The 13,820-nt window shown below is 72.1% G+C and carries 12 protein-coding genes; 11 read left to right on the forward strand and 1 reads right to left on the reverse strand.

Annotation, left to right across the window (positions count from 1 at the left end):
- The first annotated feature begins 109 nt into the window (after nt 1-109).
- From ACIQID_RS12830 to ACIQID_RS12875, 10 genes are all read left to right on the forward strand, one after another.
- Entirely contained in the window at nt 110-1,210 is a 1,101-nt protein-coding gene (locus ACIQID_RS12830; RefSeq protein WP_400285492.1) for a substrate-binding domain-containing protein, read from the forward strand.
- A 102-nt stretch (nt 1,211-1,312) separates the two neighbouring features.
- On the forward strand, nt 1,313-2,482 hold the full coding sequence (locus ACIQID_RS12835) for a Gfo/Idh/MocA family protein (RefSeq protein ID WP_400285495.1): 1,170 nt from the start codon (nt 1,313-1,315) through the stop codon (nt 2,480-2,482).
- On the forward strand, nt 2,479-3,699 hold the full coding sequence (locus tag ACIQID_RS12840) for a DUF993 family protein (protein WP_400285498.1): 1,221 nt from the start codon (nt 2,479-2,481) through the stop codon (nt 3,697-3,699). The genes ACIQID_RS12835 and ACIQID_RS12840 overlap by 4 nt, the downstream gene beginning before the upstream one ends.
- Nucleotides 3,696-4,613 carry a sugar phosphate isomerase/epimerase family protein gene (locus ACIQID_RS12845; RefSeq protein ID WP_400285501.1) on the forward strand — a complete coding sequence of 306 codons (918 nt, stop codon included), beginning with the start codon at nt 3,696-3,698 and terminating at the stop codon, nt 4,611-4,613. The genes ACIQID_RS12840 and ACIQID_RS12845 overlap by 4 nt, the downstream gene beginning before the upstream one ends.
- A 113-nt stretch (nt 4,614-4,726) precedes the next feature.
- Entirely contained in the window at nt 4,727-5,491 is a 765-nt protein-coding gene (locus tag ACIQID_RS12850) for a sugar phosphate isomerase/epimerase (protein WP_331201253.1), read from the forward strand.
- A gap of 43 nt (nt 5,492-5,534) precedes the next feature.
- Nucleotides 5,535-6,602 carry a LacI family DNA-binding transcriptional regulator gene (locus ACIQID_RS12855; RefSeq protein WP_400285505.1) on the forward strand — a complete coding sequence of 356 codons (1,068 nt, stop codon included), beginning with the start codon at nt 5,535-5,537 and terminating at the stop codon, nt 6,600-6,602.
- Nucleotides 6,599-7,702 (forward strand): glycerate kinase, encoded by a 1,104-nt coding sequence (locus tag ACIQID_RS12860; RefSeq protein WP_400285508.1) that lies wholly within the window; start codon nt 6,599-6,601, stop codon nt 7,700-7,702. The genes ACIQID_RS12855 and ACIQID_RS12860 overlap by 4 nt, the downstream gene beginning before the upstream one ends.
- A gap of 141 nt (nt 7,703-7,843) precedes the next feature.
- Nucleotides 7,844-8,695, forward strand: coding sequence for an ABC transporter permease (locus ACIQID_RS12865; RefSeq protein ID WP_085605959.1), 852 nt, complete (start codon nt 7,844-7,846; stop codon nt 8,693-8,695).
- 30 nt (nt 8,696-8,725) lie between these two features.
- Complete coding sequence (locus tag ACIQID_RS12870) at nt 8,726-9,760, forward strand: ABC transporter substrate-binding protein (protein WP_025105462.1); 1,035 nt, start codon at nt 8,726-8,728, stop codon at nt 9,758-9,760.
- An 11-nt stretch (nt 9,761-9,771) separates the two neighbouring features.
- Complete coding sequence (locus ACIQID_RS12875; RefSeq protein ID WP_060922883.1) at nt 9,772-10,590, forward strand: ABC transporter ATP-binding protein; 819 nt, start codon at nt 9,772-9,774, stop codon at nt 10,588-10,590.
- Between the two features lie 454 nt (nt 10,591-11,044).
- Here ACIQID_RS12875 and pgm read toward each other — a convergent pair whose 3' ends face one another.
- Entirely contained in the window at nt 11,045-12,688 is a 1,644-nt protein-coding gene (gene pgm, locus ACIQID_RS12880; RefSeq protein WP_292791373.1) for a phosphoglucomutase (alpha-D-glucose-1,6-bisphosphate-dependent), read from the reverse strand.
- A gap of 78 nt (nt 12,689-12,766) precedes the next feature.
- Between pgm and pheA the strand changes: the two genes are divergently transcribed.
- Nucleotides 12,767-13,717 (forward strand): prephenate dehydratase, encoded by a 951-nt coding sequence (gene pheA / locus ACIQID_RS12885; RefSeq protein ID WP_400285761.1) that lies wholly within the window; start codon nt 12,767-12,769, stop codon nt 13,715-13,717.
- Nucleotides 13,718-13,820 lie beyond the last annotated feature (103 nt).

Consider the following 13,820-nt stretch of genomic DNA (forward strand, 5'->3'; position numbering starts at 1 on the left):
CAACGTGATCGAACCGAAACCGTCTGCATCGAACAGACTCGAACAACGAAGGCGAGAACCGGATGATCCCCCGCGGCACCCTCGGCGAGCACGCACCGCGGAGGTCGTCATGACCGAGGAGCGTCCCACCCCGCGTTTCGGCCTCTCCCGCCGGGAGCGGATCCTGGACGAGCTGCGCCAGACGGGGGCGGTGCGCGTCGCCGATCTCGCCCGCGACTTCGGGGTGGCGGAGCTCACCATCCGCCGCGACATCACGACGCTGGCGGACCGCGGGCTGCTGACCCGGGTGCACGGGGGAGCGGTGCTGCGGAGCGCGCTGGACACGACCGTCGCGCGGGCCGCCCTCCCCGGACCGCAGTTCCGCATCGGGATGGTGGTGCCGTCGCTGAGCTACTACTGGCCGCAGGTGGTCGTCGGCGCCCGGAGCGCCGGGGTCGAGGCGGGGGTGCAGCTCGTGCTCCGCGGGGCCAGCTACGCCGCTGAAGATCAGCGCCGCCAGATCGCGGCGCTCCTGGAATCCGGGACGGTGCACGGGCTCATCGTGGCCCCCGAGACGCAGGGCGCCGACGGGCACGCGCTGCTCTCCTGGCTGGACACGCTCCCGGTGCCGGTCGTGCTCGTGGAGCGCCGGACCCCGCCGGCTCTCGCCCTCACCCGGATGCAGTCCGTGGCGACCGACCATGCGTTCGGGGGCGCGCTCGCCGTCGGACACCTCGCCGCACTCGGACACCGGCGGGTCGGGATCCTCACCTCTCCGCAGTCGCCGACCTCCGCCGGGCTGCGGCAGGGCTGGTCGCGGGCGGTCGCCGAGCTCGGGCTCACGGTGACGGTGGACCGCGACGCGGCGCTGGACAGGGTCGAGGGGTCCGCGCAGGCGGAGCTCGTCTCCGCGGTGCTCGCCGAGATCCGCGAGACCCGCACGACCGCCCTGCTCGTGCACTCCGACCCGCAGGCGCTCCTGCTCCAGCAGTACCTGCAGGACGACGGGTGGCGGCTCCCCGACGACCTCTCGCTCGTGGCCTACGACGACGAGGTCGCGGAGCACGGCGCTCCGCCGCTCACCGCGTTGCGGCCGCCGAAGCAGCACGTCGGACGCCGCGCGGTGGAACTCCTCCGGGAGCGACTGCGCGAGGGCGCGGTCCGGCCGGCGGAGCGCGTGGAGGTGGCTCCGGCGCTGCAGGTGCGAGCCAGCACAGCCCCTCCGCGGTAGGGGCGGTTGCGAGGTCGTGCGTCTCATGCCATGATCTCGGAAAGCGCTTACCAAGATTCTCCTGTCAGCGCCGACAGCTTCCACCGAGAGGAACGGACCGAGATGGCACAGGCCCCCACCCGCGAGATCGGGATCATCATGAACGGCGTCTCCGGGCGCATGGGATACCGGCAGCACCTGGTGCGGTCGATCCTCGCGATCCGCGACGAGGGCGGGATCGAGCTCCCCGACGGCACCCGGGTGACCGTGCGGCCGATCCTCGTCGGACGCAGCGAGGCCAAGCTCGCGGAGCTGGCGGCGAAGCACGGCATCGAGGACTGGACGACCGACCTCGACGCCGCCCTCGCCGATCCGCGGTGGGAGATCTACGCCGACTTCCTCGTCACGAAGGCCCGGGCGTCCGCGATCCGCAAGGCCATCGCCGCCGGCAAGGCGATCTACACCGAGAAGCCCACCGCCGAGTCGCTGGACGAGGCCCTGGAGCTCGCGCGGCTGGCGCGCGACGCGGGCGTGAAGACCGGCGTCGTCCACGACAAGCTCTACCTCCCGGGGCTGCAGAAGCTCAAGCGCCTCATCGACTCCGGCTTCTTCGGCCGTATCCTGTCCGTCCGCGGCGAGTTCGGCTACTGGGTGTTCGAGGGCGACTGGCAGCCCGCGCAGCGTCCGAGCTGGAACTACCGCACCGAGGACGGCGGCGGCATCATCACCGACATGTTCCCGCACTGGAACTACGTGCTGGAGAACCTCTTCGGCGAGGTCAAGAGCGTCTACGCGCAGGCCGCGGTGCACATCGCCGACCGCTGGGACGAGAAGGGCGAGCACTACACGGCCACGGCCGAGGACGCCGCCTACGGCATCTTCGAGCTCGACGGCGGGGCGATCGCCGAGATCAACTCCTCGTGGACCGTGCGGGTGAACCGCGACGAGCTCGTGGAGTTCCAGGTCGACGGCACGCACGGCTCCGCCGTCGTCGGACTGTTCGGCGCGAAGATCCAGCCCCGCAACGCCACGCCCAAGCCCGTGTGGAACCCCGACCTGGAGGACAGCCACGACTACGACGCCGACTGGCAGCAGGTGCCGACGAACGACGTGTTCCGGAACGGGTTCCGGCAGCAGTGGGAGGAGTACCTCACCTCGTTCGCCCTCGGAACGGACTACCCGTTCGACCTGCTCGCCGGCGCGCGCGGGGTCCAGTTCGCCGAGGCCGGACTCGCGTCCAGCGCCGAGGGGCGCAAGATCGTGCTCGAGCCGCTGACCCTGGACCACGCATGACCACCCTCCGCCTGCTCGCCGCCGACGGCCGCACCGCCGAGGCGGAGCTCCGGGAGGCCGGCGCCGTCACGCGTCCCGAGGGTCCGCTCCGCAGTCGGGTGGCCTACGCCGCCGCGCACGTCGTCCCGAAGGTCCACGCGGACAACACCCCGGGGCAGCCGGCCGACATCGACTGGGACGCGACCCTCGCGTTCCGCCGCAACGTGTACTCATGGGGACTCGGCGTGGCCGACGCGATGGACACCGCGCAGCGCAACATGGGTCTGGATGCGACGGCGGTGCGCGAGCTCATCGCCCGCAGCGCCGAGGTCGCCCGCGAGGAGGGCGGCGCGGTCGTCGTCGGGGTCAACACCGATCACGTCGACGACGCGCGCATCTCGCTCGATCAGGTGATCGCCGCCTACCTCGAGCAGCTGCACTTCGCCGAGGAGCAGGGGGCGGGGCCGGTGCTCATGGCCTCGCGGCACCTGGCCAGGGTCGCGGAGAGCGCGGACGACTACCGCCGCGTGTACCGCGAGGTGCTCTCCCGCGCATCGACACCGGTCGTGCTGCACTGGCTCGGCACCGCGTTCGATCCCGAGCTGGCGGGATACTTCGCGCCCTCGTCGTCCGCCGGGAGCGGCGGTGCCGGGTGGCAGGAGGCCGCCGAGGTGCTGCTCGACATCATCGGCGAGAACCGCGCCGCGGTCGCCGGGGTGAAGATGAGCCTGCTCGACGCGGAGTCCGAGGTGTGGGTGCGCGAGCGGCTGCCGGAGGGCGTGCGCATGTTCACCGGCGACGACTTCCACTACGTGGGCCTCATCGGCGGGGACAGCCTGACCGATGCGGCCGCGCCCGAGGGGTCCGCGTCGCGCGGGCACTCGGATGCGCTGCTCGGCGCGTTCGCCGCTCTCGCCCCGGTGGCCTCCGCCGCGATCCAGGCGCTCGATGCAGACGACCCCGAGCGGTACCTCGCCCTCCTCGGACCGACCGAGGAGCTGAGTCGACAGGTGTTCGCGGCGCCGACCTTCTACTACAAGACCGGGGTCGCCTTCCTGTCCTGGCTCAACGGTCATCAGCCCGCGTTCCAGATGGTCGGGGGCCTGCACTCCGCGCGGAGCCTGCCGCACCTCAGCCGCATCGTCGAGCTGGCCAACGGGGCGCTCGCCCTGGAGCGGCCGGAGCTCGCGCGGGAGCGATGGCACGGCCTGCTCCGGCTGAACGGGGTGGACGCATGACCGCCCCCCGGAGCCTGGCGGCGGAGCGCGAGTCCCGGGCGGCCGGCGTCGGGACCGTGCCGCACCCGCGGCTCTCGATCAACCAGGCCACCGTGAAGCACGCGGATCTCGCGACGGCCCTGCGCGTCACGGCGGCGGCGGGGGTCGAGGCCATCGGCCTGTGGCGGGAGCCCGTGCAGGCGGTGGGACTCGATGTCGCCGCCCGCATGCTGACCGACTCCGGCCTGCGCTTCACGACGCACTGCCGCGGGGGCTTCTTCACGCTTCCGGCCGGTCCGGAGCGCGAAGCCGCGCTCGACGACAACCGCCGGGCGATCGAGGAGGCGGCTACCCTCGCGGCGGCCGGTGCGGAGGGCTCGACCGCGGTGCTCGTCCTCGTCGCGGGCGGTCTGCCGGAGGGTTCCCGCGACCTCGTCGGCGCACGGGAGCGCGTCCGCGACGCCATCGGCACCCTGGCGGAGGACGCCCGGGCCGCCGGGGTGACCCTCGCGATCGAGCCGCTGCATCCGATGTACGCCTCGGACCGTGCCGTGGTCTCGACCCTCGGTCAAGCGCTCGACATCGCCGCGGACTTCGACCCTGCCGTGGTCGGTGCCGCCGTCGACACGTTCCACATCTGGTGGGACCCGGAGGTGCTCGACCAGATCGCCAGGGCCGGACGCGAGGGCCGCATCGCCACGTATCAGGTGTGCGACTGGAAGACCCCTCTCGCCGCGGACCCCCTCCTCTCCCGGCACTATCCCGGGGACGGGGTGATCGACTTCGGCACCCTGACCCGGGCCGTGCAGGACACCGGTTATGACCGTGACATCGAGGTGGAGATCTTCCATGCCGATGTCTGGGCCGACGACCCGGCCCGCGTGGTCCGCCGCACGGCCGAGGCCTTCGCGACGGCGGTCGCCCCCCACCTGTGAGTCCCGGCTCCCCGGTCCTCCGTGGTCCCGGCTCGGTTCCGGATGCTCGACGACGGGGGACGGAACGGGCCGGAAGGGGTCGGGGGAATCGGGAGGACTGAGAGGATGACGGGATGACGGGGATCCGTGCGGGGCTGTGCTCGGTGACGTTCCGGGCGCTGCCGCCGGAGAGGATCGTCGCGCTCGCGGCCGCCGCGGGTCTCGACGGGATCGAGTGGGGCGGCGACGTGCATGTGCCGCCGGGAGACGTCGGCCGCGCGGCGGAGGTCGCGCGGATGACGACGGATGCCGGGCTCGCCGTCGCGTCCTACGGGTCGTACTTCCGCGCCGGTCCGGAGGAGTCGCTGACCGCGGTCCTCGACAGCGCCGCGGCGCTCGGTGCCGACCGGGTACGGGTGTGGGCGGGTGGTCAGGGCTCCGCGGAGGCGTCGGACCAGGAGCGTGCCCGCGTCGCGACCCGGCTCCGCGCGGCGGCGGTCGAGGCGGCCGCCCGGGGCATCGGGCTCGCCCTGGAGTTCCACGGCGGCACGCTCGCCGATACCGCCCCGGCGACGCTCGAGCTGCTGCAGGAGGTCGACCACCCGATGCTGTCGACGTACTGGCAGCCCACGGTCGGCGCCACCGTCCCCGTGGCGCTCGAGGAGTTCCGTCGGCTCGGCCCGCAGGTCTCCGCCGCTCATGTCTTCTCCTGGTGGCCGCGCACCGAGCGTCACACCCTCCGCGCGAGGTCCGCGCTCTGGACCCGGTTCTTCGCCGAAGCCGCCGCCTCCGCGAACCCGCCGCGCGATGCGCTGCTGGAGTTCGTGCCCGGCGACGCCCCTGAGCTGCTCGCCGGCGAAGTCGCCGCCCTCCTCGGGTTTCTGGGGCGGCAGCCGTGAGCGGCCCTCGAAGCGGTTCCGGCGCCGTCGGTAGGCTCGGAGCATGACCCCGTCCGCCACTCCGGCAGAGCCGCCGGCCGCGCGCCGCCCCCGTCACGCGCGGGGACCGGCGCCCACGTTGCACGACGTCGCCCTCGAGGCCGGTGTATCGCTGGCGACCGCGTCCCGCGTGCTCAACGGTTCCGAACGCAAGGTCGCCGCTCCCTTCCGGGAACGGGTGGAGGCCGCCGCCGAGGCCCTCGGCTACACGGCCAACGTCTCCGCGCAGGCGACCGCCCGCGGACGCTCGCCGGTGATCGCGCTCCTCGTCGCCGACATCGCCGACCCCTACTTCGGCCTCATCGCCTCGGGCGTCGCCCGCGGAGCCGACGAGCAGGGCCTCGTCGTGACCGTGGCCATCACCGAGCGCGATCCGGCACGGGAGGCGCGGATCGTCCGCGCGCTGCGCGGACAGCGACCGCAGGGCCTCATCCTCGCCGCCTCGCGGACGCAGGAGGAGGGGCAGGCCGAGACCGCTCGCGAGCTCGCCGAGTTCACCCGCCTCGGGGGCCGTGTGGTCGCCTTCGGTGCGGACGGCGGCGGGGATCGCCGGGTGGAGATCGACAACCGGGCCGGGGCCGCCGCGCTCGGCCGTCGCATGGCGGCACTCGGCTATCGCTCCGCCGTGCTCGTCGGGGCGGCAGAGGGCGTGCGGACCTCGGACGACCGGCTGGCGGGCTTCCGCGCCGGCTTCGCCGAGGGCGGCGGGGAGGTCGCGCAGACCGTCCGCGGAGACTTCCGCCGCGAATCCGGGGCGGCGGCGATGGCCGAAGCCCTCGCCACCGGCGTTCCCGAGGGCACCGTCGTGTTCGGCATCAGCGACGTCGTGGCGATCGGCGCGATGGCGGCCATCCGCGCGGCCGGCCGGGAGGTCGGCGCGGACATCGCGGTCTGCGGCTTCGACGACGTGCCCTCGAGCCGCGATGTGACACCGGCCCTCACCACGGTCTGCGTGCCGCTGAGCGATGCCGGGTACCAGGCCTTCCGCGCGATCGTCGACGAGGACTGGCAGCAGCCGACGCTCCCCCTCGAGGTGGTCGTTCGCGCGAGCACCCCGGGGCTCCGGGCATGACCCGCGTCGTCATCGCTCCGGACAGCTTCAAGGGCACGATCACGGCGGCCGAGGCCGCCGCGGCACTCGCCGACGGCTGGCGGGAGGTCGAGCCGGCCGCGGACATCGTCCTCCGTCCGATGGCCGACGGCGGGGAGGGGACCGTCGCGGCGTTCGCGACGGCCGTACCGGATGCACAGCGCCTGCCGGTCACGGTGGACGGTCCGGCGGGCGCTCCCGTCGAGACGTCCTGGCTGCTCCTGCCGAGCACGACCGACGCCCCCGGTGGCACGGGCGTCGTCGACATCGCCTCGACGTCGGGCATCGAGCTCCTCGACGGTCTGCGCCCCTGGGAGGCCGACACGACCGGCTTCGGGCAGGCGATCGCCGCGGCCCTCGATCACGGGGTCTCCCGCCTGATCGTCGGCATCGGCTCCAGCGCTTCCACCGACGGCGGCACCGGCCTGCTCACTGCCCTCGGGGCACGCTTCCTCGACGCGGACGGCGAACCGGTGGCGCGAGGCGCGCGTGGTCTGGCGGACATCGTCACGGCAGAGCTCGGGGCGCTGCGCACGGCACCCGACGTCCGCGTGCTGACCGATGTCACGAATCCGCTCGTCGGCCCCCGCGGTGCGGCGGCGGTGTTCGGTCCGCAGAAGGGCCTCACGGCGCCGGAGGACATCGCCCGTGTCGACGACGCACTCGCGCACCTCGCCGCCCTCCTTCCCGTCGATCCGGCGCTTCCCGGCACGGGTGCCGCCGGAGGGACGGGGGCCGCGCTCGTGCGCTGGGGCGGGGCCCTCGCTCCGGGGGCGGCCGAGGTGGCGGCCCTCATCGATCTGGCCGGGGCCGTCCGGGGCGCCGAGGTCGTGATCACCGGCGAGGGCTCCTACGACGGACAGTCGGGCGACGGGAAGGTGCCGTCGTTCCTCGCCGCGCTCGCCGCCGAGGCAGGGGCGCGTCCTCTGCTCGCCGCGGGTCGGATCGCGGACGACGCGGACACGAGCCTCTTCGCGGAGGCGGTGTCGTTGACCGCGTTGGCGGGGTCGACGACCGCCGCCCTGACCGACCCCGCACGCTGGCTGCGGGTCGCGGGCGCGGCTCTCGCCCGGACGCGGTGACCGGCCAGGACGCCCCGCCCGCGGGGACGACGTCGGCGCGGACACGGCCATGCGTTGACACGGCAGAAGCGTCGGCATAGACTCGCAACACCGAACGGGAATGCGCTTTCCCGAATCCTTCACGAAGATGTCGAGGACCCCATGTCGTCTGCCCCCTCCGCGACCATGACCCTGGCGATCGCCGCCGATCGCCCCGAGCCTCCGGGCATCGTCCGCTGGTGGAGCCGCCACTGGCACCCGCTCGTCTTCGTGCTCGCGGTGCTCGCGCTCTGGTGGGTCTCCACGAGCCTCGGCTGGGTGCCGGCGTTCATCATCCCGTCGCCGGCCGACACCTGGGCAGCGTTCACCGACAACGCCGCCTACCTCGCGCAGAACACCTGGGTCACCACCTACGAGACCGTGATCGGATTCGTCATCGCGGTCGTCGTCGGCGTCCTCGTCGCCGTGCTCATGGTCTACTCGCGGGGTCTGGAGCAGACGCTCTATCCCGTCATCCTCTTCGCGCAGGTCATCCCGAAGATCGCCATCGCCCCGCTGTTCGTCGTGTGGCTCGGATTCGGGGCGGAGCCGAAGATCCTCGTGGCCGTGCTCATGGCGTTCTTCCCCGTCGTCATCTCGGGCCTCGCAGGTCTGCGCACCGTCGACCCGGAGATCCTCCAGCTCGCGTCGACCATGGGGGCGAGCCGCTTCAAGACCTTCCTCAAGGTGCGGCTGCCCGCGGCACTGCCCGAGCTCCTCTCCGGCCTCAAGGTCGCCGCGACGCTCGCGGTCACCGGTGCCGTCGTCGGCGAGTTCGTCGGCGCGAACGAGGGCCTCGGCTACGTGATCCTCCAGGCCAACGGCAACCTCGACACGGCCATGCTCTTCGCCGCGCTCATCATCATGTCGCTGCTCGGCGTCATCCTCTTCGGCATCATCCAGATCGCCGAGCGCTTCCTCATCCCGTGGCACGCCTCCAAGCGCGACGTCGCCGCGGCCACCGTCCGACTCTGACCCCCCTCGCCCCCACGAAAGAAGGCACTGATGAAGAAGTCAGGCACCATCCTCAGCTCGATCGCCCTCGCGTCCGCCGCGGTGCTCGCCCTCTCCGGCTGCGGAGGATCGACGGCCCCGGCGAGCTCCGGCGACGGTGACGGCGGCGAGCTCACGCCGGTCACCCTCATGCTCAACTGGTACCCGTACGGCGAGCACGCGGCCTTCTACTACGGCGTCGACCAGGGCATCTTCGAGGAGCACGGCATCGACCTCACGATCAAGGCCGGCCAGGGCTCGACGAAGACCGCGCAGGCCGTCGGGCAGGGGCAGGTCGACTTCGGCTGGGCGGACACCCCGGCCGTCCTCGCGAACATCGACAAGGGCGTCGGCATCAAGAGCGTCGGCGTCTTCCTGCAGACCACGCCGTCGGCCGTGCAGGTCTTCGCCGACTCCGGCATCTCCAGCCCCGAAGACCTCAAGGGCAAGACCATCGCGGTCTCCGCGGGTGACGCCCCGACCACCACCTTCCCGATGTACCTCGAGGCCGTGGGCCTGGAGGAGGGCGATGTGACGCAGCAGAACCTGGACGCCGCGGGGAAGATCGCCGCCATGCTCTCCGGCAAGGTCGACGGCCTCATCGGCTTCGCGCACGACCAGGGTCCGACGATCGCCGACAAGAGCGGCAAGGACGTCGAGTACCTGCGTTACTCCGACGCCGGCCTGAACTTCTTCAGCAACGGCCTCATCGCCCCGACCGACACCATCGAGAACGACCCGGAGCTCGTCGAGGCGCTGGTCGCCGCGACCTCCGAGGCCTTCGAGGCCGCGCAGGAGGACCCCGAGGCGGCGGTGGCTGCGATGGAGGGCAAGGACCCGCAGATGCCGTCGCAGGAAGTCCTGCTGCACCAGTGGGAGGAGACCATCGAGCTGCTCCACACCGACGCCACCGAGGGCCAGGCTCCCGGCGCGAACGCCACCGAGGACTGGGAGTCCACGTTGGAGGTGCTGTCCGAGGCCGGGCTCATCTCGGGCGACGGCGATGTGGAGACCTACTTCGACGACGCCTTCACCCCCGGGAAGTGAGACCGATCGTCATGGACACTCACGTTCAGCAGGAACGCGGACCCGCGGCCACGAGCACCGCTCCGGCGCTCGAGGTCTCGGATCTCGCGATCACCTTCGCCTCCAAGCGGCGCCAGGTCACGGCTCTCGAGGGCGTCGACCTGCGCGTCGAGGAGGGGGAGTTCCTCTCCATCGCCGGACCTTCGGGATGCGGCAAGTCGACGCTCCTGAAGGCCGTCGCCGGACTCACCGCTCCGAGCCGCGGCAGCATCCGCCTGCGCGGCGACGAGGTCCGCGGTCCGCGGCAGGATATCGGCTACGTGTTCCAGCGGGCGGCGCTCCTGGAATGGCGCAGCGTCCGCGGCAACATCCTCCTGCAGGCCGAGATGCGCGGGATGGACATGCGCAAGGCCCAGGCCCGTGCCGATGAGCTCATCGAGATGACCGGGCTCACCGGCTTCGAGAAGTCGCTGCCGCACGAGCTATCCGGAGGCATGCAGCAGCGGGTGTCGCTGTGCCGCGCGCTGCTGCACGAGCCGCGGGTGCTGCTCATGGACGAGCCGTTCGGTGCCCTCGACGCCCTCACGCGCGAGCGCATGAACGTCGAGCTCAACCGGATCTGGAGCGCCACCGGCACGACCGTGCTGCTCGTGACCCACTCGGTCGCGGAGGCGGTCTACCTCGCCAGTCGCGTCATCGTGATGGGGCCGCGCCCCGGACGGATCCTGGAGGAGCACCGCGTCGACCTCCCGGCTCGCCGCGGCTACGCCGATGTTCTGGAGACGGAGGAGTTCCACCGCGTCTCCAGCCGCGTCCGCGAGCTCCTCGGCTCCTCCACCGACGCCGACTGACCACGCCCCCACCCCCCGCCCGCGCGCGGGATCAAAACCGCCCCTCCCCAGCGTCCCTCGGGCCCGTTTTCGATCCCGCGCCAGGGGCGGTCGGCGGGACGGAATCGAAAAGGTCCCTCCGGGTTCACCGGTGAGCCCGTTTTCGATCCCGCGCGAGGACTGGCGGACGGATCGGGGCGGACGGTCCGATCCGGCCACGACGGGAGTGGCGTCATCGCCCGAACGTGCGCGGAACGAGACAGCCCGGCGCGTGGGATGAGGAATGCTCCCGCGAAACCCTGACGAGGGTCGTTCTTGATCCCGCACCCGTTGGTGCACCGGAGAACTGTCGGATTGTGATCAGGCCCCGCATCGAGGGCCCCCGGGCGGGATCGAAAACTCCCCCCGGCGGCGGCCGAGGGGAGCGGTTTCGATCCCGCAGCACGCCCGGGAGACGGCGCCGCGGGAGGGAGGGTCAGTCGCCGAGGGCGGCGGACACCACGGCGCGGGCCTCGGCCTGCACCTCGGCGAGATGCTCCGGGCCCCGCAGGCTCTCGGCGTAGAGCTTGTAGACGTCTTCGGTTCCGGACGGCCGCGCGGCGAACCAGGCGTGCGGAGTCTGCACCTTGAGGCCACCGATCGCCGCACCGTTGCCGGGGGCGTGCGACAGCTTCGCGATGATGTCCTCGCCGGCGAGGGTGGTCGCGGTCACCGACTCCGGGGCGAGCTTGCCGAGCGTCGCCTTCTGCTCGGGGGTCGCCGGGGCATCGACGCGCTGGTAGGCGGACGAGCCGAAGGCGTCCTCCAGTTCCGCGTAACGCTGCGACGGGGTCTTGCCGGTCACCGCGAGGATCTCGGCCGCGAGCAGGCAGAGGAGGATGCCGTCCTTGTCGGTGGACCACACGGAGCCGTCGTGTCGGAGGAACGAGGCCCCCGCCGACTCCTCGCCACCGAACGCCACGGAGCCGTCGAGCAGCCCGGGCACGAACCACTTGAAGCCGACCGGAACCTCGAGCAGACGCCGCCCGAGCGACTCGGCCACGCGGTCGATGATCATCGACGACACCAGCGTCTTGCCGACCGCGGCCTCACGCGGCCAGTGCTCCCGGTGCGAGAAGAGGTAGTCGATGGCGACGGCGAGGAAGTGGTTCGGGTTCATGAGCCCGGCGTCGGGGGTGACGATGCCGTGCCGGTCCGCGTCGGCGTCGTTCCCGGTGAGGATGTCGTAGTCGCCCTTCTTCGCCACGAGCGATGCCATGGCCGACGGGGACGACGGATCCATCCGGATCTTCTCGTCCCAGTCCAGGGTCATGAAGCGCCAGGTGGGGTCGACCTCGGGGTTGACGACCGTGAGATCGAGGTCGTGCATCTCGGCGATCAGCGACCAGTACTCCACCGAGGCGCCACCCAGCGGGTCCGCGCCGATACGCACGCCGGCGCGGCGGATCGCCTCGATGTCGATGATCGACGGGAGGTCGCGCACATAGGCGTCGCGGAAGTCGTACCCGGTGATCGCGTCCCAGTCCACGTCGGCGAAGCGCTCGCGCCGCACGGCGGTCAGGCCGTCGGCGATGAGCTGGTTGGCGCGGTCGGCGATCCAGCCGGTCGCATCGGTGTCGGCGGGACCGCCGTGGGGCGGGTTGTACTTGAAGCCGCCGTCGCGGGGCGGGTTGTGCGAGGGGGTCACGACGATGCCGTCCGCGCGGCCCGGGTCGTCGGCGGCGCGGTCGCGGTTGTACGTGAGGATCGCGTGGCTCAGCGCGGGGGTCGGCACCCAGGAGTCCCGGGCGTCGACGCGCACGTCCACCCCGTTCGCGAGCAGGACCTCGATGGCGCTGCGCTCCGCCGGGAGGGACAGCGCGTGGGTGTCGCGTCCCAGGAACAGCGGACCGGTGATGCCCTGTGCCGCGCGGTAGTCGACGATGGCCTGCGTCGTGGCGAGGATGTGGTTCTCGTTGAAGCTCTTCGTGAGCGACGAGCCGCGGTGTCCGCTGGTGCCGAACACGACCCGCTCGCTCGCGACATCCGGATTCGGCACGCGGTCGTAGTAGGCGGCGATCAGCTCGTCGACGTCGATCAGGTCACTTTCCTCCGCGGGGAGGCCGGCACGGCTGCTCATGCTCTCAGTCTGCCCCGTGCAGCCGATACGCGCATCCGCCTTGACACGCGGGAACCCCATGAGTCACCGAGGGATAGGCTGAACGCCGTGACCGCACGCCGCACCTACAGCTATCTCGGACCAGCCGGAACCTTCACGGAGGCGGCGCTCGACCAGGTGGCCGAGGCCAGGGGGCAGGACTGGCGACCGGTGCACAACGTGGGCGAGGCGCTCGCAGACGTGCTCGAAGGACGCAGCGACGCCGCCATGATCGCGATCGAGAACTCGATCGAGGGCGGGGTCTCCACCACCCAGGACGCGCTGGCGACGCTGCCGGGGCTCCGGATCATCGGCGAGTACCTCGTGCGCGTGAACTTCGTCCTCGTCGCCCCGCGCGGCACCACCCTGGACGAGGTCGAGGTCATCGCCGCGCACCCCGTCGCCTACGCGCAGTGCCACGGCTGGCTCGGCGAACACCTCCCGACGCACGCGCATGTGCCGGCGGCGAGCAATGTCGCGTCGGCCATCGGCGTCCTCGACGGCAGCTCGCCCGCCCAGGCCGCGATCGCCGCCCCCGGCATCGTGCAGCACTACGACGTGGAAGTGCTCGCCGAGGGCATCGGCGACAACGCGGCGGCCGTGACCCGGTTCGTCCTCGTCACCCGCACCACGCGTTCGCCTGCGCCGACCGGTGCCGACAAGACCTCGCTGATCGTCGAACTCCCGCACGACCACCCCGGTTCGCTCCTCGAGATGCTGGAGCAGTTCTCGACGCGCGGCATCAACCTCTCGCTCATCGAGTCCCGGCCCATCGGCGACGAACTCGGCCGGTACCGGTTCGTGATCGACGCGGACGGTCACATCGAGCACGAGCGGATGGCCGACGCCCTGCTCGGGATCCGCCGCTTCAGCCCCCGCGTGGTGTTCCTCGGGTCCTATCCCCGCGCCGACCGGCAGATCGTGCAGTATCCCGACCGCTACTCCGACGAGGTCTTCATCGAGGCCCGCGACTGGCTCCGCGGCATCCTCTCCGGCGAACCCGAGTCCTGACGCCGCCCGCACGCGCGTGCCTCCCGCGTTCGGGATCGATAACGCGCGCCCCGCCGCCGCGATCCCCGACCGCAGCAGGTCTCGCGGGATCAGAAGTGCACCT

This window comes from Microbacterium sp. NPDC091676, assembly GCF_044756645.1.
Classification (GTDB): domain Bacteria; phylum Actinomycetota; class Actinomycetes; order Actinomycetales; family Microbacteriaceae; genus Microbacterium; species Microbacterium paraoxydans_D.

What these genes read in the sequence shown, in the direction of transcription:
- ACIQID_RS12855 (WP_400285505.1), top strand. Translation starts at nt 5,535, where the DNA reads ATGACCCCGTCCGCCACTCCGGCAGAGCCGCCGGCCGCGCGCCGCCCC.
- ACIQID_RS12840 (WP_400285498.1), top strand. Translation starts at nt 2,479, where the DNA reads ATGACCACCCTCCGCCTGCTCGCCGCCGACGGCCGCACCGCCGAGGCG.
- ACIQID_RS12875 (WP_060922883.1), top strand. Translation starts at nt 9,772, where the DNA reads ATGGACACTCACGTTCAGCAGGAACGCGGACCCGCGGCCACGAGCACC.
- ACIQID_RS12830 (WP_400285492.1), top strand. Translation starts at nt 110, where the DNA reads ATGACCGAGGAGCGTCCCACCCCGCGTTTCGGCCTCTCCCGCCGGGAG.
- ACIQID_RS12860 (WP_400285508.1), top strand. Translation starts at nt 6,599, where the DNA reads ATGACCCGCGTCGTCATCGCTCCGGACAGCTTCAAGGGCACGATCACG.
- ACIQID_RS12870 (WP_025105462.1), top strand. Translation starts at nt 8,726, where the DNA reads ATGAAGAAGTCAGGCACCATCCTCAGCTCGATCGCCCTCGCGTCCGCC.
- pgm (WP_292791373.1), bottom strand. Translation starts at nt 12,688, where the DNA reads ATGAGCAGCCGTGCCGGCCTCCCCGCGGAGGAAAGTGACCTGATCGAC.
- ACIQID_RS12845 (WP_400285501.1), top strand. Translation starts at nt 3,696, where the DNA reads ATGACCGCCCCCCGGAGCCTGGCGGCGGAGCGCGAGTCCCGGGCGGCC.
- ACIQID_RS12865 (WP_085605959.1), top strand. Translation starts at nt 7,844, where the DNA reads ATGTCGTCTGCCCCCTCCGCGACCATGACCCTGGCGATCGCCGCCGAT.
- ACIQID_RS12835 (WP_400285495.1), top strand. Translation starts at nt 1,313, where the DNA reads ATGGCACAGGCCCCCACCCGCGAGATCGGGATCATCATGAACGGCGTC.
- ACIQID_RS12850 (WP_331201253.1), top strand. Translation starts at nt 4,727, where the DNA reads ATGACGGGGATCCGTGCGGGGCTGTGCTCGGTGACGTTCCGGGCGCTG.